General features: G+C 69.4%; 25 protein-coding genes. 17 read left to right on the top strand and 8 right to left on the bottom strand.

Annotation, left to right across the window (positions count from 1 at the left end; translation table 11 throughout):
- Positions 1 to 26: 26 nt before the first annotated feature.
- Positions 27 to 260, bottom strand: coding sequence for a hypothetical protein (locus E0H45_RS39660; protein ID WP_131347535.1), 234 nt, complete (start codon positions 258 to 260; stop codon positions 27 to 29).
- A 148-nt stretch (positions 261 to 408) separates the two neighbouring features.
- Between E0H45_RS39660 and E0H45_RS39665 the strand changes: the two genes are divergently transcribed.
- The 12 genes from E0H45_RS39665 (at position 409) to E0H45_RS39720 (ending at position 13117) form a co-directional block, all read left to right on the top strand.
- Complete coding sequence (locus E0H45_RS39665; protein ID WP_165546775.1) at positions 409 to 2205, top strand: sigma-54-dependent Fis family transcriptional regulator; 1797 nt, start codon at positions 409 to 411, stop codon at positions 2203 to 2205.
- 93 nt (positions 2206 to 2298) lie between these two features.
- A complete protein-coding gene (locus E0H45_RS39670) occupies positions 2299 to 3513 on the top strand; it encodes an MFS transporter (protein ID WP_131347537.1) in 1215 nt (404 codons plus the stop codon).
- Positions 3513 to 4703 (top strand): MFS transporter, encoded by a 1191-nt coding sequence (locus tag E0H45_RS39675; RefSeq protein ID WP_131347539.1) that lies wholly within the window; start codon positions 3513 to 3515, stop codon positions 4701 to 4703. Before E0H45_RS39670 ends, E0H45_RS39675 begins: the two co-directional genes overlap by 1 nt.
- A gap of 9 nt (positions 4704 to 4712) precedes the next feature.
- A complete protein-coding gene (locus E0H45_RS39680) occupies positions 4713 to 5711 on the top strand; it encodes a hydroxyacid dehydrogenase (RefSeq protein ID WP_238155660.1) in 999 nt (332 codons plus the stop codon).
- A 96-nt stretch (positions 5712 to 5807) separates the two neighbouring features.
- Positions 5808 to 7322: a molybdopterin-dependent oxidoreductase gene (locus E0H45_RS39685; RefSeq protein ID WP_131347541.1), complete on the top strand. Its 1515-nt coding sequence runs from the start codon at positions 5808 to 5810 to the stop codon at positions 7320 to 7322.
- Positions 7323 to 7389: 67 nt separating this feature from the next.
- Positions 7390 to 8052: a fasciclin domain-containing protein gene (locus E0H45_RS39690; RefSeq protein ID WP_131347543.1), complete on the top strand. Its 663-nt coding sequence runs from the start codon at positions 7390 to 7392 to the stop codon at positions 8050 to 8052.
- A gap of 2 nt (positions 8053 to 8054) precedes the next feature.
- Entirely contained in the window at positions 8055 to 8666 is a 612-nt protein-coding gene (sigK, locus tag E0H45_RS39695) for an ECF RNA polymerase sigma factor SigK (RefSeq protein WP_238155661.1), read from the top strand.
- Complete coding sequence (locus E0H45_RS39700; RefSeq protein ID WP_131347545.1) at positions 8663 to 9376, top strand: anti-sigma factor; 714 nt, start codon at positions 8663 to 8665, stop codon at positions 9374 to 9376. The genes sigK and E0H45_RS39700 overlap by 4 nt, the downstream gene beginning before the upstream one ends.
- A 13-nt stretch (positions 9377 to 9389) precedes the next feature.
- The gene (locus E0H45_RS39705; protein WP_131347547.1) at positions 9390 to 9830 is read left to right on the top strand and encodes a PaaI family thioesterase; all 441 of its coding nucleotides are present in this window, start codon (positions 9390 to 9392) and stop codon (positions 9828 to 9830) included.
- 256 nt (positions 9831 to 10086) lie between these two features.
- Positions 10087 to 11415, top strand: coding sequence for a DHA2 family efflux MFS transporter permease subunit (locus E0H45_RS39710; RefSeq protein ID WP_131347549.1), 1329 nt, complete (start codon positions 10087 to 10089; stop codon positions 11413 to 11415).
- A complete protein-coding gene (locus E0H45_RS39715; RefSeq protein ID WP_131347551.1) occupies positions 11412 to 12362 on the top strand; it encodes a sigma-70 family RNA polymerase sigma factor in 951 nt (316 codons plus the stop codon). The genes E0H45_RS39710 and E0H45_RS39715 overlap by 4 nt, the downstream gene beginning before the upstream one ends.
- Positions 12362 to 13117 (top strand): isocitrate lyase/PEP mutase family protein, encoded by a 756-nt coding sequence (locus tag E0H45_RS39720; protein ID WP_131347553.1) that lies wholly within the window; start codon positions 12362 to 12364, stop codon positions 13115 to 13117. The genes E0H45_RS39715 and E0H45_RS39720 overlap by 1 nt, the downstream gene beginning before the upstream one ends.
- Here E0H45_RS39720 and E0H45_RS39725 read toward each other — a convergent pair.
- Both E0H45_RS39725 and E0H45_RS39730 read right to left on the bottom strand, forming a co-directional pair.
- Positions 13107 to 14702, bottom strand: a complete 1596-nt coding sequence (locus E0H45_RS39725) for an amidase (RefSeq protein WP_131347555.1) — start codon at positions 14700 to 14702, stop codon at positions 13107 to 13109. The genes E0H45_RS39720 and E0H45_RS39725 overlap by 11 nt on opposite strands.
- Positions 14699 to 14977, bottom strand: a complete 279-nt coding sequence (locus E0H45_RS39730) for a hypothetical protein (protein ID WP_131347557.1) — start codon at positions 14975 to 14977, stop codon at positions 14699 to 14701. The genes E0H45_RS39725 and E0H45_RS39730 overlap by 4 nt, the downstream gene beginning before the upstream one ends.
- A gap of 174 nt (positions 14978 to 15151) precedes the next feature.
- Here E0H45_RS39730 and E0H45_RS39735 point away from each other — a divergent pair, with 174 nt between their 5' ends.
- Positions 15152 to 15367 (top strand): antitoxin, encoded by a 216-nt coding sequence (locus E0H45_RS39735; RefSeq protein WP_131347559.1) that lies wholly within the window; start codon positions 15152 to 15154, stop codon positions 15365 to 15367.
- Positions 15368 to 15494: 127 nt separating this feature from the next.
- Here E0H45_RS39735 and E0H45_RS39740 read toward each other — a convergent pair whose 3' ends face one another.
- A complete protein-coding gene (locus tag E0H45_RS39740; RefSeq protein WP_238155662.1) occupies positions 15495 to 16328 on the bottom strand; it encodes a class I SAM-dependent methyltransferase in 834 nt (277 codons plus the stop codon).
- Between the two features lie 244 nt (positions 16329 to 16572).
- Between E0H45_RS39740 and E0H45_RS39745 the strand changes: the two genes are divergently transcribed.
- Entirely contained in the window at positions 16573 to 17367 is a 795-nt protein-coding gene (locus E0H45_RS39745) for an SDR family NAD(P)-dependent oxidoreductase (protein ID WP_165546776.1), read from the top strand.
- On the opposite strand, the gene E0H45_RS39750 is transcribed toward E0H45_RS39745, so the two are convergent.
- Together E0H45_RS39750 and E0H45_RS39755 are read right to left on the bottom strand one after the other, a co-directional pair.
- Positions 17346 to 19703, bottom strand: coding sequence for a glycoside hydrolase family 95 protein (locus E0H45_RS39750; protein ID WP_131347563.1), 2358 nt, complete (start codon positions 19701 to 19703; stop codon positions 17346 to 17348). The genes E0H45_RS39745 and E0H45_RS39750 overlap by 22 nt on opposite strands.
- 68 nt (positions 19704 to 19771) lie before the next feature.
- Positions 19772 to 21613, bottom strand: coding sequence for an ABC transporter ATP-binding protein (locus tag E0H45_RS39755; RefSeq protein WP_131348271.1), 1842 nt, complete (start codon positions 21611 to 21613; stop codon positions 19772 to 19774).
- Between the two features lie 164 nt (positions 21614 to 21777).
- Between E0H45_RS39755 and E0H45_RS42735 the strand changes: the two genes are divergently transcribed.
- On the top strand, positions 21778 to 22203 hold the full coding sequence (locus E0H45_RS42735; RefSeq protein ID WP_165546777.1) for a MarR family winged helix-turn-helix transcriptional regulator: 426 nt from the start codon (positions 21778 to 21780) through the stop codon (positions 22201 to 22203).
- A gap of 94 nt (positions 22204 to 22297) precedes the next feature.
- On the opposite strand, the gene E0H45_RS39765 is transcribed toward E0H45_RS42735, so the two are convergent.
- Positions 22298 to 23281 carry an alpha/beta hydrolase gene (locus E0H45_RS39765; RefSeq protein ID WP_131347565.1) on the bottom strand — a complete coding sequence of 328 codons (984 nt, stop codon included), beginning with the start codon at positions 23279 to 23281 and terminating at the stop codon, positions 22298 to 22300.
- Positions 23282 to 23385: 104 nt separating this feature from the next.
- On the opposite strand from E0H45_RS39765, the gene E0H45_RS39770 reads away from it, so the two are divergent.
- Positions 23386 to 24081 carry a TetR/AcrR family transcriptional regulator gene (locus E0H45_RS39770; RefSeq protein ID WP_131347567.1) on the top strand — a complete coding sequence of 232 codons (696 nt, stop codon included), beginning with the start codon at positions 23386 to 23388 and terminating at the stop codon, positions 24079 to 24081.
- An 11-nt stretch (positions 24082 to 24092) separates the two neighbouring features.
- Here E0H45_RS39770 and E0H45_RS39775 read toward each other — a convergent pair whose 3' ends face one another.
- Positions 24093 to 25010: a 2-dehydropantoate 2-reductase gene (locus tag E0H45_RS39775; RefSeq protein WP_131347569.1), complete on the bottom strand. Its 918-nt coding sequence runs from the start codon at positions 25008 to 25010 to the stop codon at positions 24093 to 24095.
- Positions 25011 to 25066: 56 nt separating this feature from the next.
- Between E0H45_RS39775 and E0H45_RS39780 the strand changes: the two genes are divergently transcribed.
- Positions 25067 to 25594: a CGNR zinc finger domain-containing protein gene (locus E0H45_RS39780; protein WP_131347571.1), complete on the top strand. Its 528-nt coding sequence runs from the start codon at positions 25067 to 25069 to the stop codon at positions 25592 to 25594.
- Positions 25595 to 25645: the final 51 nt, after the last annotated feature.

Consider the following 25645-nt stretch of genomic DNA (forward strand, 5'->3'; position numbering starts at 1 on the left):
CTGAAGGTCTCAAATTGAGAAGGGCGTCACGGCGCCCCGAGCATTCGTTCCCGCAGCTCCGCCAGCGTCTCCGCGGTCTGTTGCGCGATCCGCTGGTCCCCCTGCGGATCCGGCCGGATACCGAGGCAGCGCAGCAGTTCGGCGGCCGGCTCGCCGGGGTGCCCGGTCGCGCCGAGGACCGGATGCAGGCCGGCGTCCGCGAGGTGCTCGAAGACCAGGTGGACCACGGTCCACGGGTTGTACGACTCCTCGTTCTCCATGCAGACCTCCTCCCCGCATCACAAACCCTCAGCGTGCGGCCGGTTGTCTCAATCTGAGACAGCAGTTGCGGCTGCGTGCATTAGGCTCGAAGAGGACCGGGTGGGGCCGCGGATCCGCGTTGTTTCCACCTGGCGTCAGGAGGCCCCGGTGGACGAGATCGCACCCTCGATGGAGGACAACCGGCGGGCCGCGACGGCCCGGCTGAACTTTCTCACCCTGGATCCGGTCGCGCCGCAGGACGTCCGGCCGCCGATCCTCGCGTCCTGGGTCCGGTCGCGGCACTGGAACCTGCCCGCCGACCGGATCACCTTGCCGTACGTCGCGGACCCGGACCAGGACCTCCCGCTCACCCGTAGCGCGGGGCCGGTCCTGCGGAAACTCCACGAGAACCTCGACGGTCAGCCGATCAGCGTCATCCTCACCGACCGCTCCGGACTCGTGCTGGAACGACTGACCGCGGACAGCGAGCTGGCGCGGCACCTCGACAAGGTCTACCTGGCGCCGGGCTTCAGCTACGCCGAAGAGTTCGCCGGTACCAACGGAATCGGGACCGCGCTGGACGTCGGCGGACCGATGCACGTCTTCGGCCACGAGCACTACGCGGAGGACCTGGAGGACCTCGCGTGCGCCGGCGTACCGATCAAGCACCCGCTCAACGGCAAGACGATCGGCGCGATCGACCTCACCTGTTGGCGCAAGGACGCCGGGTCGCTGCTGATGGCGCTCGCCAAGAGCACGGCCGAGAGCATCCGTACGGCGCTGCTCCGGGACAGCTCGATGCGGGAGCTCTCCTTGCTGGAGGCGTACCTGCAGACGTCCCGGCGGCTGGGTGACATGGTCATCGCGATCGACGACGACCTGCTGCTGATGAACGCCAAGGCCCGGCAGTCGCTCGACGCCGGCGACCAGCGCGCGGTCCTCGGGCACGCGGCGGAGATCCTCAGCCACGGGGGCACCGAGACGATCCTGGCCGAGTTGCCGACCGGGGCCTGGGTCCGGATCACCGGCCGCCCGCTGGGTGGCCGCGCAGGGGCCGGAATCCTCCATATCAGCCCGCATTCCGCCGGCGTGGATCTGCGGACGCAGGCGTCCGGTCATCGGCCGCCGCCGCGTCCAGTGCTCCCCGGACTGGTCGGGCGGAGCGCGCCGTGGCTCGGCAGCAGCCGCGAGGTCGACAACGCCTGCCGGGCCGGCCAGTGGGTCGTGCTCAGCGGCGAACGCGGCGTCGGCAAGGTCGCGCTGGCGCGGGCCGCGCACCATCAGAACAACCCGGCCGGCCCGTTCCACATCGTCGACGCCGCCCGGCCGGGTGACAGTTTCGCCGCCGAGCTCGACGCGGAGCTGGCCGACGACTCCGTACAGGCCCTGGTGATCCGGCACGCCGAGTGCCTCGACGCGGACGGTCTCGACAGCCTCGTCGAGGCGCTGTACGGCGTGCTCGAGCGCCGGCCCTCCGCACCGCCCTGGATCGCGCTCACGCTCACCTGCGAGAACGGCAACACCCCGGACCTCGGCGAGCTGCTGACGCTGTTCCCGCTGACCGTGGAGGTGCCGCCGCTGCGGCACCACATCGAGGACGTTCGCGAGCTGGTTCCGCACTTCCTCAACCAGCTGAGTCACGGTGACCTCACGTGTGCACCGGACACCATGCAGCAACTGCTGCGCTCGTCGTGGCCAGGGAACACGGCCGAGTTGTGCCAGGTCCTCAAGCAGGTCGTCGTACGGCGTCGCCGGGCCGGTGTCATCACGCCGGCGGACCTGCCCGCCCGCACCCGGGCCGTCAGCCGCCGCAGCCTCAGCCAGCTGGAGGCACTCGAGCGCGACGCCATCGTCCACAGCCTGCTCGCCAACGGCGGGCACAAGGGCCGCGCCGCCAAGTCGCTCGGCATGTCGCGCGCGACCATCTACCGGAAGATCCACGACTATGGAATTCAGTCTCCGTAAATGTGATCGGAGTTGCACCTGAAATCGTCACTTCTGGCACAAGTGATCAATTTGCCCTTGCCGTGAGGCCTGTGCTCGCGGTGAGATAGCTGTGTGACGGAAACGCGACCCGCCGATGCGGCGGAGGGCCGAAGCTTCTCGTACCGCCCGTTCATCTGGCTTGCGGTCGCGACGTTCTCGATGGGCATCGACGGCTACGTGCTGGCCGGCCTGCTGCCGCAGATCGCCGGCGACCTGGACGTGACCCCGGCGGCCGCCGGTCAGCTGATGTCGGTGTTCGCGTTCACCGCCGCGCTCGCCGGTCCGGTCCTCGGCACGCTGACGTCGCGGTGGGAACGCCGTACGACGATCGTGCTGTCACTGGGAGTGTTCGTGCTCGGCAACGTGGTCGTCGCGATCGCGACCAACTACCCGGTCGCGCTGAGCGGGCGCGTGATCGCGGCGCTCGGCGGCAGTCTCCTGAACGCCGCCGTCACCGGGTACGTGCTCGCGCTGACCCCGTCCGAGCACCACGGCAAGGCGTTGTCGTTCGTGCTCGGCGGCTGGATGACCGCGACCGCGCTCGGCGTACCGGTCGGCCTCTTGCTCGGGCAGTCCTCGTGGCGGTTCCCGATGATCCTGGTCGCGGTGGTCGGCACGATCGCACTGATCGGCATCCTGCTCCGGCTCCCGCAACTGCATCTGCCCGGCGGCACCCTCGTCGAACGTCTCCGCCCGCTCGGCCAGCCGCGGCTGGTCGCGGGGCTGCTCGTCACCACGGGCATCCTGTGCAGCAGCTACGCCTGCTTCACGTACGCGACGCTGATCCTCGGACCGCACTTCCACGCCGAGTGGGCGATGATCCTGATCATGTTCGGGTACGGCGTCTCGAGCATGGCCGGCAACGCGGTGACGGGACGCCTGGTCGACAAGTTCACCGCGCTCAAGGTGCTGACCGTTGTGCTGGTCGGGCTGCTGCTGAACGCCGTACTCGGCATGCTCGCGCTGATGTTCGCCCCGGCCGTGGTGGCGGCCGTCTGGGGGCTGATCTGGTTCTTCTCGGCCGGCGTCGGCAACGGCGGCGGAGCGGTGCCGCAGCAGGCGCGACTGGCGTCGATGGCACCGGACTCGGCGGCGATCGTGATGGCGCTGAACGGCAGCGCAATCTCGCTCGGGTCAGCTCTCGGTAGTGGCCTGGGCGGTGTCGCCCTGACCGCGGGCGTCGCGGCGAACGGTTTGCTCGGCGTCTCGGCCGTCGTCCTGACCATCACCGTCGGACTGCATCTCCTCGTCGCCCGCGCCTCCGGCGCCGCCAAAGCCGCCGTCTAGTGACGGACACCTGCGCCGCTGACACGGTTGAGGAGCAGGAGTTCTCGTACCGGCCGCTGGTCTGGCTGGCCGTGGCGACGTTCTCGATGGGAATCGACGGGTACGTCCTGACCGGGTTGCTGCCCACCATCGCCGCGGACCTGCACGTCAGCGTGGCGGCCGCGGGCCAGTTGATGTCCGCGTTCGCGCTGACCGCGGCCTTCGCCGGGCCGGTCCTCGGAACGGTGACCTCGCGGTGGGAGCGCCGTACGACGATCGCCACGGCGCTGGCGGTCTTCGTGCTCGGCAACCTGGTCGTCGGCCTCGCGACGACGTACCCGATCGCGTTCGCCGGGCGGGTGCTGGCGGCGCTCGGAGCCTGCCTGCTGAACGCGGCCGTCAGCGGTTACGTGATCGCTGTGACGCCGGTCGGGCACCGCGGGAAGGCGTTGTCGTTCGTGCTCGGTGGGTTGCTGACCGCGACGGCCCTCGGCGTACCGGTCGGCCTGGTGATCGGGCAGTCAAGCTGGCGCTACCCGATGATCCTCGTCGCCGTGATGGGTACGATCGCCCTGGCCGGCATCCTGCGCGGCCTCCCTCGCCGGCGGCTTCCGGCCGGCCGGCTCACCGACCAGCTTCGCCCACTCGCCCGGCCCCGGCTACTCGGCTCCCTGCTCGTCACGAGCGGCATCCTCGCCGGCAGCTTCACCTGCTTCACGTACGCCGTCCTGATCCTCGGGCCGTCCTTTCCGGCCGGTTGGATGATCATCGCGATCATGTTCGGGTACGGCGTCGCCAGTGCGCTGGGCAATGCGATCACGGGCCGGCTGGCGGACCGCTTCCCGGCACCGCGTGTCCTCACCGTCGTCCTGATCGTCCTGCTGCTGAACTCGGTTCTCGGCCTGGCCGGCCTGCTGCTCACCTCGGCCACCGCGCTCGCGGTGGTCGGTGTGAGCTGGTTCTTCTTCCAGGGCGCCGGCAACGGCGGCGCGGCCGTACCGCAGCAGGTTCGGCTCGGCGGCCTCGCCCCGGAGTCCGCCGCGATCGTCATGGCCCTCAACGGCAGCGCGATCTCGCTCGGTGCCGCGTTCGGCAGCGCCGTCGGCGGCATCGCTCTGACCGCCGGCAGCGCACCGTCCGGCCTCCTCGGTGTCGCCGCCGTCATCCTCGCGGCCACCGTGGTGCTGCATCTGATCGTTTCCAGACCCTAGAATTCGGTCGTGACCGAAAAGCTGCGGGTGGTGCTGGCGGCGACGCCGGCGTACCGGGAGATGGTGTTCGCACCGGAGAGTACGGCGCGGCTGGAGGCGCTCGGGGATGTCGTCGTACTGGATGATCCGGGCGATGCCGAGGCGTTGACGGCGGCGTTGCCCGGCACCGACGTACTGATCACGTCGTGGGGTGCGACGCCGCTGACCGCTGCGGTCCTGGATCACGCGGACCGGTTGCGGTTGGTCGCGCACAGTGCGTCGTCGGTGAAGCATTTCGTCACCGAGGAGGTGTTCCGGCGCGGGTTGCGGATCACGCAGGCGGGGCAGGCGATGGCGGAGCCGGTGGCCGAGGTGTCGCTCGCGTTCACGTTGAGCCTGTTGCATCGCATTCACCGGTTCGACCATGCGATGCGCGACGGGGCTTGGCGGGACGCCGTGCCCCCGCAGCACGGGCTCACGGCGTCGCGGATCGGTGTCGTGGGTGCTTCGCGGACGGGCCTCGAATACATCCGGATGCTCTTCGCGCTCCGGGCGACGGAGGTCCTCGTCTACGACCCTTACCTCACGAACGAGCGCGCGGCGGAGCTCGGCGTACGTCGTACCGCACTCGACTACCTGCTCCGCACCAGCCGGGTCGTCGCCCTGCACGCACCGATCCTCCCCGAGACCCACCAGCTGATCGGCGCCCGCGAACTCGCGCTGATGCCCGACGGCGCGTCCCTCGTCAACACGGCCCGCTCATGGCTGGTCGACACCGCCGCGTTGCTCGAGGAGCTCCGCACCGGCCGGATCGACGCCGCCCTCGACGTATTCGACGAGGAACCGCTCCCACCCGACGACCCGTTCCGCGCCCTCCCGAACGTCCTCCTGACACCCCACCAGGCCGCCGCCACCGTCGAGTGCTACTTCGAGATGGGCAAAATCACCGTCAGCGAAATCGAACGCCACGCAACCGGCCGCCCCCTCCACTACGAGCTAACAGAGGCCGCCCTCACCCGGATGGGGTGATCAGCAGGGTGCGGCCGAGGCCGTGCGAAGCGCCCGACGGTGCAGTGGGTCCAACTCTCGAACCATCCGGAGCGGTGCCGGCGACGAACCTCTGTCATGCACAAGACACTCGGGGCGTTGGGTGGTGTGGTCGCGGCCGGTACGGCGCTTGCGGCCGGATATCTCGTTGCGGACCTGACCGGCGGACCGTGGCCGGTCGACGCGGTCGGCGTACAGGTCATCGACTGGTCCCCCGGCCCGGTGAAGGACTGGGCCGTCCGGACCCTCGGTACCGCCGACCGTCCGCTGCTCCGCGTCGGCATCTGCGCGACGCTGGCGATCGTCGCCGCCGTCGCCGGAGTGATCGGCGCGCGGGGGCACCGACGGACTGCAGTCGCGCTCGCGGGTGGGCTGGGGGTGGTGGGCTTGGTGTTCGCGATCGTGAGCCGGTCGGCCGCCGGAAGCACGGTCGATCGGTTGCTGCCGGCAACAGTCACCTTGGTGGTCGCCGTACTGGCGATGGCGCTGGTCACGCGAAGTCCGACTCGACAGCGGGTCGCGGCTGAACAGCCGGTGGGGTTTGATCGGCGGCGGTTCCTGCTGGCCGTCTCGGCGGTGGCTGTGGTGGGGGCCGGGGCTGCTGGTGCTGCTCGGTTTGCCGGTGGGTCGGGGCAGGAGCTGCGAGCGCGGGTTCGGGTGCCTCGGCCGACCGATGCCGCGGGGCCGTTGCAGGCCAGCCTCGACGTTCCCGGGATCAGCCCCTTCACGACGCCGAACGCCAAGTTCTACCGCGTGGACACGCTGCTCCAGGTACCGCGGATCGACCCGCGGGACTGGGAGTTGCGGATCCACGGACTTGTCGACAAAGAGCTCCGGCTCTCGTTCGATCAGCTACTCGAACGACGCCTGATCGAGCGCGACATCACCCTGACCTGCGTGTCCAACGAGGTCGGCGGTCCGTACGCCGGCAACGCCCGCTGGATCGGCGTACCGATCGCGGATCTGCTGCGTGAGGCCGGCGTTCGGGAAGGGGCCGACGCAGTGAAGTCGACCAGCGTCGACGGGCTCACCATCGGTACGCCGCTCGCCGCGCTCACCGACGGACGGGACGCGATCCTCGCGCTCGCGATGAACGGCGAACCGCTGCCGTTCGAGCACGGCTTCCCGGTGCGGATGGTCGTCCCCGGTCTGTACGGGTACGTGTCCGCGACCAAGTGGATCGTGGACTTCGAGGTCATCAGGTTCCGGGACTTCAGCGCGTACTGGACGGACCGCGGCTGGTCCGTCGAGGCGCCGATCAAGACGTCCTCGCGGATCGACGTACCGAAGGGCTTCGCGACGATCAAAGCCGGGACCGCCGTCGCGGCCGGGGTCGCGTGGGCGCAGCGCCGCGGCATCAGCAAGGTCGAGGTCCAGGTCGACAACGGCCCGTGGCAACCGGCCCGGCTGGCACCCGTCGACGGCCCGGACACCTGGCGGCAGTGGACCTTCCGCTGGAACGCCACGCCCGGCACCCACAAACTCACCGTCCGCGCGACCGACGCGACCGGCGAGCTGCAGACCGATCGCCAGGCACCGCCGCGGCCGAACGGCTCGAGCGGCCTGCACAACACGGTCGTGATGGTCGAGTGACCCATCCGGCCCGCGACCGGCTCCGAAGTACTCCCATCAGCAACCTCCCCAAGAAAGAGATCCAGTCATGTACAAGCACTTCAGCCGCGCCGGAATCGCTCTCAGCGCCCTGGCCCTCGCAATGACCGCATCCGCTTGTGGGGGTGGCGACGACAACAGCAGCGCCTCCAGCGGTACGACGACCAGCACGAGCGCTCCGCCCACCAGCACCACGCCGTCGATGGGTGACACGGCCGGCGGACTGGTCGGACCGGGCTGCGCCGACTACGCGAAGGCCAACCCCTCGGGCGCCGGCTCGATCGACGGTATGGCGGCCGCGCCGGTGGCCACCGCCGCGTCGGGCAACCCGCTGCTGACGACGCTGGTCGCGGCCGTCTCCGGCAAGCTGAACCCGAAGGTCGACCTGGTCTCCACGCTGAACGGCGGCGAGTTCACCGTCTTCGCGCCGGTCGACACCGCGTTCGCGAAGATCCCCGCCGCGACCGTGAACACGCTGAAGACGAACGACGCGCTGCTCACCAAGATCCTCACGTACCACGTCGTACCCGGCCAGCTCGACCCGTCGTCGGTGGTCGGCCAGCAGACGACCGTGGAGAAGCAGGCCGTCACTGTCACCGGCTCCGGCGACAGCCTGAAGGTGAACAACGCCAACGTGATCTGCGGCGGCGTGAAGACCGCGAACGCTACGGTGTACCTCATCGACTCCGTTCTGATGCCCCCGGCAAGCTGACCGTGAACGAACCAACCGCTTTGCCTTGGCCCGCCGGATCGCACCCGCGATCCGGCGCGGTCGCGGACGGCGATCTCCTGCTGCTGACCGCGACCGGTGACACGGCCGCGTTCAGCGCCCTCTACGACCGGGTCGCACCGTGGGTGTTCGGCTTGGTACGCCGGATCCTCCGCAACCCAGCGCAGTCCGAAGAGGTCACGCAGGAAGTCATGCTCGACGTCTGGCGCACCGCGACCCGGTACGACGCCGACCGCGGCTCCGCGCACTCCTGGATCCTCACCATCGCGCACCGCCGCGCGGTCGACCGGGTGCGTTCCGAACAGGCCGCCGCCGACCGCACCGAGCAGGCCGGCGCCCGGTCCGCCGACGTCGCCTTCGACCAGGTGGCCGACACTGTCACCAACCGGCTCGAAGCAGAGCAGGTACGGCGATGCCTCGGCTCGCTGACCGAACTGCAACGCGAGTCCATCGAGCTCGCGTACTACAACGGCTACACGTACCCCGAGGTCGCTCAGCAGCTCGGGGCCAAACTTCCGACCATCAAGGCGAGAATGCGCGACGGACTGATCCGCCTGCGCGACTGCCTGGGAACCACGAAGGGGCAGCGGCCATGACGGAACCCGACGTGCACACCCTCACCGGCCCGTACGTTCTGGACGCGCTGCCGGACGACGAACGGGTCCGCTTCGAGGCCCACCTCGCCGAATGCACTTTCTGCACCACCGACGTCGACGAACTGCGCGCTGCCGCGGTCAAGCTGGCCACCCAGGTCTCGACCCCGCCGCCTCCCGCGCTCAAGGCGAACGTCATGTCCGCGATCGAGCACGTGCGCCAACTCCCCCCGGTCGTCCACGGTCAGCCCGCCGTACGTCGGCGTTTCGGCCGACGATCGGTACTGACGCTCGCCGCCGCGGCAGCTGTGGTCGCCGTCAGTGGCGGGATCGCGATCGACCAGTACCGGGACCGGACCGCCGCGGAGCAGGCCAACCAGCAGGTCGCCGCCGTACTCTCGCAGCCCGACGCGCGGACCGTTCACGGGGCGGTCCAGGGCGGCGGGCAGGCCACGGTCGTCGTGTCCGCGAAGGCCGACAAGTCGGTCGTCGTACTGCGGGATCTGCCGAAGCTCCCCGCGAACCGGACCTGGCAGTTGTGGATGATCGACCCCGGGCAGACCGCGCACTCGGTCGGCCTCGCGGCCGGCGATCTCACCCAGGTCATCGACGGTTCGACCACCGGGATGACGACGTTCGGCCTCACCCTCGAGCCCAGCGGCGGATCCCCCAAGCCGACGCTCCCGGCGGCGGCGCTAATTCCGCTCACCTAGTAGCCTCCCGGGAATGGAGGAGGCGGCTGACGACGTACGGGACCGGGTTCTGGCGAGTTTCGAGCGTCAGGGGTTGATGGCGCATCTCTGGGCGCGGATCGCGCACATCGGGCCGGGTGAGGTGCACATCGTGCTGCCGAGCCGGCCCGAGGTGACGCAGCAGCACGGGTACTTCCACGCCGGCGCGACGAGCTCGATCGCGGACAGCGCCGGCGGGTACGCCGCGTTCACGCTGTTTCCGGAGGGTACGTCGGTGCTCACGGTCGAGTTCAAGATCAACCTGCTCGCACCGGCCGAGGGCGAGCGGCTGGAGGCCGTCGGCACCGTGATCAAACCCGGCCGGACCCTGACGATCTGCCGCCTCGAGGTCTTCGGGGTCACCGGCGAACAGCGCAACCTGGTCGCCGTCGGCCAGCAGACCCTGATCCAGATCGAGGCCCGCCCCGAACGCTGAAACGCTGTCGTCGCGGGGAAAGAACTCGTCGCAATATGCAAACTTGTTTCCCCGCTGTCGAGAGATGCGGTCCGGCGCAGCTCCTCGAGGCCTGTGATCTGTACGCTCGAGCTGCTGATCGCACCAGGTCCGGGCGGAGCGCTGAAACTTGGGGTCATCGGACCGATGAGTTCGGGGTGTCTGGCTGGTCTGTACTGATGTGCGGACAACTAGTGAACAACGATGGGTTCTGGGCTTGGCGTCCCTCGGATCGGTCATGGTGGCGCTGGACACCCTCGTGGTGGCCGCGGCGCTGACCACGATCCGCAGCGACCTCGGCGCAACGGCCGAGCAGCTGGAATGGACCGTCAACGCCTATGGACTGAGTCTTGCGATGCTTCTGATGACGGCCGCCGCGATCGGCGACCGTCTGGGCCGACGCCGTACCTATGCCGCCGGTTTGGCGCTCTTCACCGCCGCGTCGGTCGCGTGCGCGTTGGCCACCACACTGCCGTTCCTGATCGCGGCCCGTGCCGTGCAGGGTGTCGGCGCGGCGATGGTGATGCCGTTGGCGATGGGCCTGCTCGGAGCGGCGTTCCCGCCGGAGCGGCGCGGGCAGGCGATCGGCGTGTTCAGCGGCGTGACCGGGATCGCCGTACTCGGTGGGCCGCTGATCGGTGGCGCGGTCACGGAGGGGCTGTCGTGGCAGTGGATCTTCTGGATCAACGTGCCGATCGGCGCGGCCGCGATCGCGTTGGTGCTGACGAAGATCCCGGAGAGCACCGGTCCGGCGCGACGGCTGGACCTGGCCGGCGCGGTGCTGATCAGCCTCGCCGTACTGGGCCTGGTCTGGGGCACGGTCCGCGGTGAGTCGGCCGGCTGGACGAGTACCGAAGTACTCGGGGCGTTCGCGATCGGGATCGTGATGCTGGCGGCGTTCGCGTGGTGGGAGCGGCGGACGGACCACGCGATGGTGCCGCTGGAGTTCTTCCGGAACCGGACGTTCACCGCGGCGAACTCGGCCGGTTTCTTCCTCAGCGCGGCGTTGTTCAGCGCGGTCTTCTTCCTGTCGCAGTACATGCAGGCCGTGCTCGGATCGGCGCCGTTCAAGGCCGGTCTGCAACTGCTGCCCTGGACCGCGACACTGTTCATCGTCGGCCCGATCGCCGGGCGGCTGGTCGACCGCGTCGGCGAGCGCCCGCTGGTGGTGATCGGTATGGCGCTGCAGACCGCCGGCATGTTCTGGGTCAGCCGCGGCGCGGACCACTACTGGGAACTGATCGTGCCGCTGGTCGTCACCGGTTGCGGGATCTCGCTCGCGATGCCCGCGGCCCAGAGTGCGGCAATGTCTGCGCTGCCAAGGGACGCCGTCGGAATCGCATCCGGGATCTACAGCATGAACCGTCAGATCGGCGGCGCGGCCGGGGTCGCTGTCCTCGGGTCGGTGTTCACGGCGGCCGGCGGCTACACCGGCCACGGCTTCGGCCGGGCGCTCGCGGGCTGCGGCGTACTGTCGTTGCTCGGGGCCGTCTCGGGCCTGGCGATCGCGGCGCGCCGTCGTACCGCCGATGTCGTGGTGGCGAAGGAGGCGGAACGAGTCCGATGAACCTCGAGGAGGAGTTCGCGCAGCATCGGGGTGAGCTGGTCGCGCACTGCTACCGGATGCTCGGCTCGCTGCACGACGCCGAGGACGCGGTCCAGGAGACGTACCTGCGCGCCTGGCGTGGTCACGCGGACTTCGAGCATCGTTCGTCGGTGCGGACCTGGCTGTACCGGATCGCCACGAACGTGTGCCTGAACCTCCTGCAGCACAGCAGCCGGCGGGTCGTCCCGTCGGCGCTGGGTGCCCCGGGCAACGATCCGGACGAGCTGCACGCCCAGGCCCTGGAGGTGCCGTGGCTGGAGCCGTTCCCGGATCAGTTGCTCGGGGCCGACCCGGCCACGGTGGTCGGCGATCGCGCGAGCCTGCGGCTGGCGATGGTCGCCGCGATGCAGCACCTTCCACCGCGGCAGCGCGCCGTACTGATCCTGCGCGAGGTACTGACCTGGCCGGCCGCGGACGTCGCCTCGTTGCTCGACACAACGACCGCCGCGGTGAACAGTTCGCTGCAGCGCGCACGGGCCGAGCTCGCCCGGCTGCGGCCGCGTGAGGACGAGTTGAGCGAGCCACACGAACCGTTGCGGCGGGCGTTGCTCGACCAGTTCCAGGCCGCGATGGAGAGCAAGGATCTCGTCGTCCTGGAAGGGCTGTTCAGCACGGATGCGCGGTGGGAGATGCCGCCGATCCCGACCTGGTTCAGCGGGCGTTCCGACGTACTGCGGTTGCTCGACGCGAAACTGCGCCCGGGTCCGGGCCAACGGGTCCTGGTCGAGACATCGGCGAACGGCCAGTCGGCCTTCGCGCTCTACATCCGCGGCACCGACGACCTGTTCCACGCGCACTCGATCAAGGTGCTGACGTGCACGAAGGACGCGATCTCGGCCGTGCTCGCATTCCACCAACCTGCTTTGTTCCCAGCCTTCGGGCTGCCCCTGATCCATGGGAGATCTTGATGTCATTGGCAACCACTCTGCGGGACCTGCAGGTCCCCGGCACACCGATCGTCGTACCGAACGCGTGGGACGCCGCCTCAGCCCGCATGGTCGAAGCGGCCGGCTTCGCCGCGGTCGCGACCAGCAGCAACGCGACGGCCGCGGTCCTCGGGTACGAGGACGGCGAGCACGCGCCAGTCGACGACGTACTGGCGGGCGCGGCACGGATCGCGCAGTCGGTGTCCGTCCCGGTCACGGTCGACTTCGAACGTGGGTACCGGCTGGCTCCGGAGGAACTCGTGGAGCGCTTCGTCGCGACCGGTGCCGTCGGACTCAACCTGGAGGACTCCGACCCGGCGACCGGGTCGATGATCGACGTCAGTGAACAGGCGGACTTCCTGGCCGCGGTCCGCGCCGCGGCCGGTGACGCGCTGGTGATCAACGCCCGGATCGACGCATTCATCCGCCAGGCCGGTACCGCGGATGAGCAGGTGCGGACCGCGCTCGATCGCGGACAGCGGTACCTGCAGGCGGGCGCCGATTGTGTGTACCCGATCGGTGTCGGCGATCTCGACCTGATCGCAACGCTGGTCACGGAAGTCGGCGGCCCGGTGAACGCCGGCTACGGGCAGGGCGCGAACTCGGTCGCGGACTACGCAGCCCGCGGTGTCGCCCGGGTCACCTTCGGCCCGATGTTCCAGCGCCACCTGTACGCCAAGTTCGCCGACGCGCTCCTGCCCGCGATCGCCGCGGACCGAAATCCGTTCACTGCATGAGGTCGGGGACTTCCTCGGCGTGGATTCGGCCGCGGTCCTGCTTCTCGGCGGACCGTAGAGCGGCCGGGGCTGCGGTCGGATCCGCGGGGCGGCGATGGTGCCAGTCGGTGACGGACTGGTAGGCGGCTGCGACGGACAGGAGGCGATCCTCGCCGAACGGCTTGCCGCCGAGGATCGTCCCGATCGGTACGCCGTTCGCGCTGAACCCGATCGGCAACGCCAGCTCCGGAAGTCCGAGCGCGTCGAACGGGGTCGGAGACGTTTGCACCACGACATCGCACTGCTCGAACAGGTCCTCGAGGACACGCTCCAGCAGCACCACCTTGGCGCGCTGGCCGATCAGGAACTCGTTGGCTCCGAGCATCGCGCCCTGCAACCAGCCCACCACGGACACACCGAAGCCGCGCAGGTCCGACTGCAGCATCGGGAGGAACGGCTCGCTCCGTTCGGGGAGCCGGACGTTGTTGAAGGCCGCGTTCGTGAGCAGGTCCCACTCGTCCGGCATGGTCACGTCGACGACCGACAGTCCCTCGATCCCCGCGAGGACGTCGAGTGCCGTCGTACGGGCGGCGGCGGTCTCCGACGTGCCGCTGGTGAACCCGGGAATCACGCCGATCCGGGTCCGCCAGCGTGCCCGTCCCCGGCGCATCGGTGTCGCGGCCGCGACCAGGTCGGGTACCGGCGGAAGCCCTTGTGTTCTTGGGTCTTCCGGGTCCTCACCCGCCATCGCGGTCAGCATGATCGCGGCGTCCACCGCGTCGCGCGCCAGCGGGCCCGGGTGGTCCCGTGTGTAGCTCAGCGGCACGATGCCGTGCAGTGACACCCGGCCCATAGTGGGCTTCAGCCCGGTCAGGTTCTGTGCGTTCGACGGTGCTGTGATCGAGCCGCCGGTCTGCGTCCCGACCGCCGACGTCGCGAGCCGGGCCGCCACCGCGGTCGCCGATCCGGACGAGGATCCGCCCGGATCCGTGCTGGGATCGTTCGGCGTCCACGCGTTCACGGTGGTGATCCGGCCGTCCGGCGTGGTCGCCCGAGTCGTTGCCAGCGGCCCCATCTGGGTCTTGCCGAGAACGATCCCGCCGGCCGCGGTCAGCCGACGTACGGCAGTCGCGTCGAAGGGCGGCACGAAGTCGGCGAACAGGTACGAGTTCGCGGTCGTGGTCACACCGCGGGTGTAGTAGTTGTCCTTGATCGCCAGCGGGATGCCGTGCAGCGCGCCGCCGCGGGTCCGGCCAAGGGCCCGGGCCCGGGCCAGCGCCTCGTCGGCGAGCACCAGGTTGAACGCCTGGTACGCCGAGTCGAACGCGGTGATCCGCGCCAGATGAGCTTCCACCAGTTGCTCGGGCGTCAGCTTGCCCTTGCGGATCAACGTGGCGGCTTCGGCGATGGTGAGCTCGCTGACGTCCACCGATCTCGCCGGTACGTCGACCAATGACGCCGTACTGCTGGCTGCGGGAGACGCGGGGGCTGCGTGTGCGACGGCCGGTAGCGCCACGGAGCCGACTGCGGTGGCGGCGGCCAGTGCGCTCGCGCGGTGGAGGAACGATCGCCGATCGACCTGGCTGTCCTGCGGCGCGCTCATCATGCCTCCCGGACGACGTCGATGGACGGGTACAGCTTCGGCGGCGCGGCCTGCTGAGCGAGCCGGGCGTCCGCGGCGAACGTGTACGAACTCAACGGCAGCACCGTCGTGCGCATGAAGCCGCGCAGACTGGCGAGCACCGAGTCACGGCCCGGGCTCCCGGTGTCCGGATCCGGCGCGCTCCCGGCCGGCAACTGTTCGAGATCGATACCGATGGAAGCCAGACGCGCCCTGATCATCACGTCCAGTTCGGCGTCGGTGGGCTGACTGAGACTCACGAGTCCCTCCCGGTCGTGGCGGCAACCTGTCAGCCTGTTATGTCATCTTCAACTACTCCGCAGGTTTCGCGGGGATCACCGCGAGGTTGCGGCGCGTGTGGTGTGGGATCGAGCGGATCGGGTACTGGCGGCTCGGTAGTGGAAGGCAACCATCGAGAGAACGGGGAAACCACGATGGGTATGTTCGACGACATGAAGGACAAGGCCGGCGATCTGGTCGACGAGCACGGCGACAAGGTCAGCGAAGGCCTGGACAAGGCCGGCGAGTTCGCCGACGAGAAGACCGGCGGCAAGTACGGCGACAAGATCGACCAGGGCACGGACATGGCCAAGGACCAGCTGGACAACCTGGACGGCCAGAACGACGACATCCCCGACGACCAGTCCTGAGCCCGCCGCCCGCCCACATTTGGTGGGTCAGCCAACGCATTTGGTGGGTCAGCCAGGGAAATGGGGGGTTCCACACCCTGAGAACGGGTCAGGAACCCCCGATTTGACTGGTTGACCCATCAAATCGTCAGCGCCAGACGACGGCTTCGATTTCGCGGCGCTGCTCGGCGAAGAGTCCGTTGTCCGCGGCATCGGTCAGCAGGTCCCGCAGGTCGGCCTCGAAGGCGGCCCGATCCGCGCCGAACAGGTGCGGGGTCGAGCTCGACAACGAGAAGACCGACGCCACCACGTCGTCGACGGTGCGATCCTCGATCTCGTTGCCGCCGACGATCAGCCGCGTCGGTCCGGCGTACCCGGCAGCGCGCATGACCTCTTCCTCACCCGGCCGGGTCCCGGTCGGCAGTACGCCCTGACCGGCACGGCGTACCGGACCGAGATAACGCGCCACCAGCTCGTCGATCCGGTCCCACGGCGGCCGCGGATGCGGCAGCTCCGCGATCCCCTCGATACCGCGATGCGTCGTCGCGCCGACATGTACCCAGGCTCCACTGGGTGCCAGCATCCCGCGCACCAGACCCGCGACGAGAGCTTGATCCATCCAGTGGAAGGACTGCGCGAACGCCACCACCTGGAACGTCCCGAGGTCGCCCGGCAGCTCTTCGGCTCGCAGCTGCCGCCACACCGCATTGGGTACGCCGACCTGGTCGGCCCGTGCGGCAGCCACGTCGAGCATGTCACCGTCCGCGTCGACACCGACTGCTTCCGTGAAGTACGGCGCCAGCAGCAGCGTCAACGATCCCGGACCACACCCGACGTCCAGCAAGCGCCCCTGCCCGTCGAGCCCCAACTCGTCCCGCAGCGCCTCCCCCAACGCCACCGGGTAGGCCATCCGCCCCGCTGCGTAATGCCGGGCGCTCCCGGCGTACAAACTCGCATCCCACTGCCAGGTCCACTCGCTCACCACCCGAGATTAACGAGCCTGACCAGCACCCGCGAACGCTTTACCAAATGGTCGATGCTTCGGGCAACAAGTTCCTGTGAGCCCGCTGAGCACCGATTGAGGGTTCCTGCGCATGCTGGCGGCGACCATGCGGTCGCTGGTGGTCAGAAACGTCCACAGGGGTACGTCTCAGGCGTTCCACAACGTAGTCTCTGCTCCAAGGGGTGGGTCGGGTCTGCAGGGGGAGCTGCATGATGCTGGATTTTTGCCTGGGCTCGGGGACGGCCGGCCGATGACGCCGCTACGGCGGATTCTGGTCTGGATCTCTGGTGCGTCGGCGGGGCTGGGGGCTGCGCTGGCGGCGACGATTCCGTTCGAGAGCGCCGAACTGATCGACATCTCGCGTCGCGGCGGTACGCCGGGCACGCACCACGTCGCGGTGGATCTCGCCGACCCGGAGTCGTGGCCGGTGGTGGAAAAGGACTTCCGGCAACGGATCGAGGCCGGCGACCCGGAGCTGGTGGTGTTCATCCACAACGCCGGGACGCTGACGCCGCTCGGCTCGGCCGATCACGTCGACACCGAGCAGTACACGCGCAACGTGCTGTTGAACTCGGCGGCCGCGCAGGTCCTCGGGCAGTCGTTCCTCAGCGCGGTGTCCGGACGGGACTGTGAGCAGCACCTGATCATGGTGTCGTCCGGCGCGGCGAAACGACCGCACGAAGGCGAATCCAGTTACTGCGCAGGCAAGGCAGCGATCGACCAGTGGGTGCGTACGGTCGGGCTGGAGCAGCAGCGCCGAAGTCCCGGCTGTCGGGTGATCTCGGTGTCGCCCGGCTCGGTCGACACAGCGATGCAGGCCGAACTGAGAGCGGCCAGCTCCGACGAGGTGCCGGTTTCGGGCCGCTTCCGCGAAATGCAGGCCCTCGGCAACCTCGCGAAGCCCGAGACCGTGGCACGGACGATCTGGTCGCTGCTCGACCGCGACCTCCCCAGCGGCACCGTGCTGCACGTCCGCGACGTGACCGATGACGAATCTCATCCAGTAATTGACCAGTGACGCGGAACGCCGGCGGCGAGAGACACCTCCTCGCGTTGTTCTCGGTGCCGGAGTACGACGGTGGTGTCCTGGTCGGCCGTGAGTACGGCGTTGGCCGCATCCGGGGACCAGGTGAGGTCGACACGGACACCGCCGCGGGCCCGGAGGCCGGTGATCGAGCCCTCCGGCCATGCGTCCGGGAGCGCGGGGAAGATCTCGAGCTCGCCGGTGTGGCTCTGCAGCAGCATCTCTGCAATCCCGGCGGTCGCACCGAAGTTGCCGTCGATCTGGAACGGCGGGTGCGCGCAGAACAGGTTCGGGTACAGACCGGAGCCGTCACCGACGTAGTCCGTGCCCGAGTCGCCCGCGGGGGTCAGCAGTTCGCGGACCAGGCGGTGGGCGGCGGCACCGTCGCGGAGCCTTGCCCACAACGAGATCCGCCAAGCCAATGACCAGCCGGTGCTCTTGTCGCCACGTAGCTCCAGGGTGCGGGCGGCGGCCGCGGCGAGTTCCGGCGTACCGTCCGGGGTGATCTGGTCACCGGGGTGCAAGCCGATCAGGTGGGACGTGTGGCGGTGCTGCGGCTCGGCCTCAGGGAGGTCGGCCAGCCACTCCTGTAGTTGCCCTTGGCTACCGATCTTCGGGTCAGGGATGCGCTTGCGGGCCGCTGCAAGGTCGTCGATCAGCGGGTCGGTGAGGTCGAGTTCGGCGGCGGCCTGCGCGCACCGGTCGAACAGGTCGGCGATCAGTGACAGGTCCATCGTCGACGAGGTCGTGACCGAGGCGGGTTGGCCGTCTTCGGCGACGTACTCGTTCTCCGGCGAGGTGGAGGGGGCTGTGCCGAGCGTGCCGTCGGGTAGGTCGACCAGCCAGTCCCGTGCGAATTCGGCGGCGCCTCGCAGCGTCGGCCAGACGTCGTTCAGGTACTCGCGGTCGCCGGTGAACGCGTAGTGGTCCCAGAGGTGACGGCACAGCCAGACGCCGGCCATCGGCCAGTTCGACCACTTCGGGTTGCCGTCGACGGGCGCGGTCCAGCACCAGGCGTCGGCGTTGTGATGGGCGGTCCAGCCTTTGGCGCCGTACAGGTGTTCGGCGGTACGGCGTCCCGCTACGGCGAGGTGTTTGACGTAGTCGAGGAGGGGTTGGTGGCACTCGGAGAGGGAGGTGGTCTCGGCGGGCCAGTAGTTCATCTCGGTGTTGATGTTGACGGTGTAATTGCTACTCCACGGCGGCTGCAGGTGCTCGTTCCAGATCCCTTGCAGGTTGGTCGGTAGACCACCTGGGCGGGAGCTGGAGATCATCAGGTACCGCCCGAAGTTGTAGATCAGCGCGGCCAACCCCGGGTCGTCCCCCGCCTCCACAAGCCGTCGATCGGTCGTCAGTTCCACACCCGAAGGAAGAGCGAGCACCGACCGCCGAAAGAGCCCCTGGTAATCGCGGACATGCTCCTCCCGCAACCCCACCTCGGTCCCCGTGGTGAGTGCGGTGCGGGCTGTGGTGTCGGCCGCCTCTTGGCACTCCACCGCGGTGCGGGTCGGGGCGGTGTGGGGGTCCTCGTAGCCGGTGGCTGTGGAGAGCACCAGCAGGAGTTCCGTGGCGTTGCTGACGGTCAGCTGTTCGTTCGTGGGCGTGAGCGTGCCGTCGGTGTGCGCACGCAGTACGACGGCCGCGTTCATCCCGCGGTCGTCACCGTCGGAGTACTGGATCGGCTCGGCGGCGTTCCCGTGGGGCGGGGCGACCGACGACGGACAGGTGGCTAGCAGGGCTAGCCCGTTGTCGCCGAGGGCCTGCGTGGTCGCGCGGAGCTGCGAGGTGAGGCTGAGCGTCACCGTGAGCGGCTGCGAGGCGCCCAGACGTAGGACCAATGCCTGCGCCGGCGCGCTGACGAAGACCTCCTGCCAGACCTCGACGCCACCCACCTCGTACTCGGCGCGGGCGACCGCGGTGTCCAGGTCGAGCCGGCGCCGGTAGTTCGTGACCGCACCAGTGGACTCGAAGTCCAGCAGCAGGTCGCCGAGCGGGAGATAAGCCTGCGAGTGACCACTGTGAAACCCGTGCGCGAGCTCCTCGGCCGCGCGTACGTCGCCCGCCGCCAGGGCCGCCCGTACCCGCTCAACCGCACCCGCCCCAACCCCGCCCACTCCATCCTGCCCTCCGGTTGGAGTGGCGAGTCGGCGGGTTGTTGCGGGGCTGCCGGACCAGCAGGTTTCGTCGTTCAGGGCGATCCGGTCCTGCGTGGTGCCGCCGAACCACATCGCCCCGATCCGGCCGTTGCCCAGCGGGAGCGCCGCCAGCCAGTCCGCGGCGGGAGCGTCGTACGTCAGCTCGGTGGCGGCCGCAGTCATCCGATCTCTCATGCCGCGATCCTCCCCCGTCCACACACCGTCCCGCGACCGGGGGTCCGACTGCTGGTCACCCAGACGGATCAGGCGGCTTCGGCGAACTGGGTTGCGTAGAGGTCGGCGTACAGGCCGCCTTCTGCGAGCAGTTCGTCGTGCGTGCCGCGTTGCTGGATGCGGCCCTCGTCGAGGACGAGGATGACGTCGGCGTTGCGGATCGTCGAGAGGCGGTGCGCGATGACGAGCGACGTACGGCCGACCAGCGCGTTCGCGAGCGCGGTCTGGACGGCGGCCTCGGACTCGGAGTCGAGGTGCGCGGTCGCCTCGTCGAGAATCACGATCGACGGGGACTTGAGCAGCAGTCGCGCGATCGCGAGCCGCTGACGTTCACCACCAGACAACCGGTACCCGCGATCCCCGACGACGGTGTCGAGACCGTCCGGCAGGCTGTCGACGAGGGTCGCGATCTGCGCCGCTTCGAGCGCCTGGTGCAGTTCGTCGTCGGTCGCGTCCGGGCGGGCCAGCTGCAGGTTGGCGCGGATCGTGTCGTGGTACATGTGCGAGTCCTGCGTGACGACGCCGATCGCCGCACGGAGCGAGGCCTGGGTGACTTCGCGTACGTCGTGACCGCCGACCAGGACCGCGCCGCCAGTGGCGTCGTACATCCGGGAGACGAGTGAGGAGAGCGTGGACTTGCCGGCACCGGACGGGCCGACGACGGCGACCATCTGCCCGGGCTCAACGGTGAACGTGACGTCCTTGAGGACTTCTTCACCGGTCTCGGCCGACAGCGTCGCGACCGACTCGAGCGAGGCGAGCGACACCTCCTTGGCGGACGGGTAGTGGAACGACACGTGGTCGAACTCGATCGACGGCTCCGCGGCGGGCGGGAGCGTCTTCGCATCCTTGCGGTCGGCAACCATCGGCGGCAGGTCGAGCACCTCGAGCACCCGCTCGAAGCTGACCAGCGTGGTCATGATGTCGACCTGCATGTTCGAGAGCGCGGTGAGCGGCCCGTAGAGCCGGTTCAGGTACGCCGTCAGCGCGACGACCGTTCCGATTCCGAGCGCCCCTTCGACGGCGAAGACCCCGCCGACGCCGTACACGAGCGCGACCGCGAGCGCCGCTACCAGCGTGAGCGAGACGCGGAAGACACCGGCGTACATCGAGGTGGTGACGCCGATGTCGCGGACCCGGGCCGCCTTGCCGGCGAAGTCCCGCGAGGCGTCCTCGGTGCGGCCGAAGACCTTGGCGAGCACCGCGCCGGCGACGTTGAAGCGCTCGGTCATGGTCTGCGCCATGGTGGCGTTCAGCTTGTACGTCTCCGCCGTTGCCGTGCGCAACTTTCCGGCGAGCAGCCGGGCCGGGATGACGAAGAGCGGGAGGACGACCAGTGCGAGCAGTGTGATCTGCCACGACATCACGAACATCGCGGCGAGTACGAGCGTGACGCTGAGCAGGTTGCTGACCACGTTCGAGAGCGTGGAGGTGAACGCCTGCTGGGCGCCGAGTACGTCGCCGTTGAGGCGCTGGATGAGCGCGCCGGTCTGCGTCCGGCTGAAGAACGCGACGGGGAGCTGCTGCACGTGGTCGAACACGGCGGTGCGGAGGTCGTAGACGAGACCTTCGCCGATCCGCGACGAGAACCAGCGTTCGACGAGGGTGATCGCACTGTTCACGACCGCCAGCAGTGCGACGACGAGAGCGAGCCAGACGACCACTTGGGCGTGGCCCGGCACGATGCCGCGGTCGATGATCGCCTTGAACAGCAGCGGGGTGACCGCACCGGTGCCGGCGTCGAGCGCGACGAGAACGAGAAAGGCGGCCAGATAGCCGCGGTACGGACGGGCGAACCCGAGGATCCGGCGGAGCGTGCCCGCCGACAGCTTGTGATGCCGGACGGAGGAGTCCTTCAACAGCGAGCGCATCGCACGCCCGCCGCCCCCTCCCCCACCCGGAAGTCCGGAGATCTGCGACATGCAGTTCCTTCCAGTCAGGGATCAAACATACTGAGGTTAACTCACTATGAGCTAACCTCACAAGATGGTGTTTTGTTCCCCGCGGGCGCGACCGGTCCCATTAGGCTCTGGGCATGCGTGACCCCGAGGATGCCGCGGAGCAGATTGCCGGCCTGCTGGACGGGATCGTTCGCCGCCAGCGGCGGGCGTCCCGGGAGGGGTTCGGCGAGAGCGTCACGCACGGGCAGTTCCGGGTACTGCGGACGCTCGATCGCGCGGAGCAGGCGCTGCGGCTGAGTGAACTGGCGGCGCAGCTGGGGATCGTGCCGCGGTCGGCGACCTCGGTCGTCGACGACCTGGAAGCGGCCGGCCTGGTGGCACGGCAGCCGGACCCGCACGACCGTCGGGCCACCCTGGTGGACCTCACGCCGGACGGGCGGAAGATCCTGACCACCCTCCGCGAGAAGCGCCGCGACGTGATGGTCAGCCAACTGTCCCGCCTGACCGCCGCCGAACAGCAAACCCTCGCTTCACTCCTCCAGCGCCTCGCGGAGGAGTGAGCGGGGGTGGTGCGAACCGCCACGCAGGCGAAAGTCGCCTTTTCGGCGCGAGAACGGCGCTTCGGCCGGGTTCTGCCTGCGTGGCGGTCCTATTTCACGCCTTCTTCAGGTGGGCGATGATGCCGTCCAAGTCTTCGATGACGCGGTTGGGGCGGACCATGTGGCCGCCTTCGTCTTCGTGGGCGATGTAGGGGATGTTGGCCTTGTCCAGGGCGGCGCGGAACTCGCGCTGGCCGGCCAGGACCTGGGTCTCGTTGGCGTAGTCGAACGGGTCGGGGCTCGGGCTCGTGCCGGCAACCAGGAAGATGCGCTTGCCGCGGTAGCGCTCGAGGTTCTCCATCGGGTTGTCGGCGGTGACGCGTGCCTCGTCCCACGCCGGGGCGCCGTAGATCGTGCCGCCGGCCAGGTCGACGGCCGCGGACGACACGTTCGCCCAGTGCACGACCAGGCCCGCGTCGCGGCGGACGCTCGCCGGGCCGGAGTGCGAGCTGACGGAGGCGAAGTGGCCGTAGTACTTCGCCGTGTACTTGAGCGCGCCGAAGCCGCCCATCGAGAAGCCGGCGACGGCCCGGCCGGCGAACTCGGCGTACGTGCGGAAGTTGGCGTCGATCCACGGCACCAACTGGTTGAGGTGGAAGCTCTCCCAGTTGCGCGGGCCGGTGTTGGAGCTGACCGGGTTCGAGTACCAGCCGGCCTTGCCGCCATCCGGCATCACCACGATCATCGGCTTGCCCGCGGTCCAGTCGCGGATGCCGAGGCGGTCGAACGCGATGAAGTCCTGGTTGCCGCCGTGCAGCAGGTACAGGACCGGGTAGGTGCGCCCGCTGGTGTGATAGTCACTCGGCAGCAGGACGTTGACCGCCGGGGCCCAGCCGATCGCGTCGGTCTGGAAGCGGTAGTACCACATCCGCGGATCGTCTTCGTTCCGCTCGGTGATGTGCAGGCCGAATCCGTCGTCGGCCGCACTTGCGGCGACGGAGGTGGCCAGGATGGTGCCGGCGCCGAGGCCGGCGGCGACGGTCAACCCGCCGGCGGCCTTCAGCATCGTGCGCCGGGTGGGGCGAGGTGCGCTCACCATGATCTCCTGAGGAGTGAGGGACAGAACAGAACAATCACCGTCGGCGACGGTGTCGATCTAAGTTAGTAGCATAACTTTGGGGTCAGGCCCCACGGAGGAGGGTTGTGACAGCGAATCCGCCCCGCCGGAAGACCGGCGGTCGCCAGGCGCAGATCACCGTCGCGGACATCGAGCGGGAGGGTCTGCGGCTCGGCCTGACCAACCTGACCGTGAACGGGGTCGCGACCGCGCTCGGCGTCACCCCGACCGCGCTGTACCGGCACGTCGACGGCAAGCTCGGGCTCGAGGCGCTGGTCGGTGAGGCGGTACTGCGGGAGCTGCACATCGTCGACGACCCGGAGGACGACGTCGAGGCGCACCTGTTGTCGTTCGCGCGGCAGCTGCACACGTTCGTCCTGGAACACCCGGGGCTCGCCGCCTACCTGCAGGGGCTGTTCCCGCGCGGCGAGGCCGGCGTACGACTCCAGCGGGAGGCGGTCGAGGCGCTCGGCCGGCGCGGGTACAGCCCGGCCGGCGCGGTGCTCATGTCCGGCACCGTCGCGTCGCTGGCGATCAACCTGACCGCGGCCGAGGAGCGGCATCGCCCGTACTTCGAAGGTTCGCATCAGCGCGAACTGGAGAAGGTCTACGCGCTCCTCGCCGCGGACGAGGTGCTACACGCGGCGCATCAGGAACTCCCGATGATCACGTCCGAGCCGTATTTCCGGATGGTGATGACCGGCTGCATCCGAGGCCTGGTCGCAGCGGCACCGCCGAACCGCCCGGTGATCGACGTCCTCACCGACCTCGGCCTGGAGTAGGTCCTGGCCGGTCAGTTGCCGGCGGCAAGCGCTCGGGCGCCGGCCAGCTCGAACAGGAACGTGTTCACCGGTGTCGGCACGCCCGATTCGGCGCCGAGCCGTACGACGGCCCCGGTCCAGGCGTCGAGCTCCGACGGGCGGCCGGCGATAAGGTCGCGCTGCAGCGACGTCGTCCCGTCGGCCGGGAGCTGATCGACCCAGGCGAGCGTCCGCGGTACGACGTCCTCAGCAAGCCGGATACCTCGCGCCAACGCGATGTCGCGGATCTCCGTGGTGGCTTCGGTGAGCAGCCGGCGGGTTGCGGGATGGGTGCGGAGCACGCCGTACCCGGCGCCGGTCGCCGTACCGAGGCCGCCGCCCGGGACGACCGAGAGGAACTTCGTCCACAACGCCGCCCAGATGTCCTCCGGAACGGTCGCCTGAAGTCCCGCCGCGATGAACGCGTCGCGCAGCAGACCGGTTCGTGGCGTGGCCGCGTTGTCCCACTCGCCGAAGTTCAGCTTCCCATTGCCGAGATGACGGATCACGCCAGGACCCTCGACGTACGCGATCACCTCCGCGGCGCCGGGCAGTACGGCGTCCCGCCCGTAGACCTCGGCGACCTGATCGGGTGCTTCGACCCCGTTCTGCACCGTGATGATCGCGGTGTCCGGACCCACCAGCGGCCGGATCGTGTCGATCGCCTCGGGCAACTGCCACGTCTTCACGCAGATCAACACGTAGTCCACCGGGCCGATCTCGGCCGGCGCGCTCGTTGCCTGCACCGGCAACTGCAAGTCCCCTGCGGGGCTGTGCACCACGAGCCCATCGGCCTTCAGCGCCTCCAGGTGCTTGCCCCGCGCCACGAACGCCACGTCCTGCCCGGCGGCGGCCAGCCGCGCGCCGAAGTACCCGCCCACACCGCCCGCGCCGACGATCCCGATCCTCACAAGCCACTCCCTCGGTTACCGGTTCAACTGGTAACAGCGATGATAGACTACGCGTCATGGACACGCGCTTCACCTGGGTCGGCGGGCGGCCGTCGGTCGACTTCACCGCGACCCTCGGCAAGCGCGAGCAGGCGCCGTTCGAGCGGATCCCGGAGCCTGCCGATCTCGGCCGCTGGTTCCGCGAAGCCGGGCTCACTCAGGACGAGCCGGCGGTCCCGGGGCGTGCCTACCGCCAGGCCGTCGAGCTGCGGGAGGCGCTGTACCGGCTCTTCACCGGGACGAGGCACGCCGCCGATCTCGAGGTGGTCAATCGTTGGAGCAGCCGTCCGTTGGCCGGTCCCCGGTTGACCTCGGAGCTCCGCGCGGAGAGTGCGACGGTCGACCTGCCCGGTCTGCTCAGCAGCCTGGCCAGGGATGCGGTCGATCTGCTCTCCGGTCCGCTCGCCGACCGGATCCGGACGTGTGCCGCGGACGAGTGTTCGCTGCTGTTCGTCGACGCGAGTCGTGCCGGGCGGCGGCGCTGGTGCTCGATGAACACGTGCGGGGCGCGCGCGAAGATGGCGACGTACCGCGCCGTGGGTTGAGCGGTGGATTGAGGGGTTCGCGCAATCGACCGTGGTGGCCGCGTCCGGGCT

The organism is Kribbella soli, assembly GCF_004331345.1.
Taxonomy (GTDB): Bacteria; Actinomycetota; Actinomycetes; order Propionibacteriales; family Kribbellaceae; genus Kribbella; species Kribbella soli.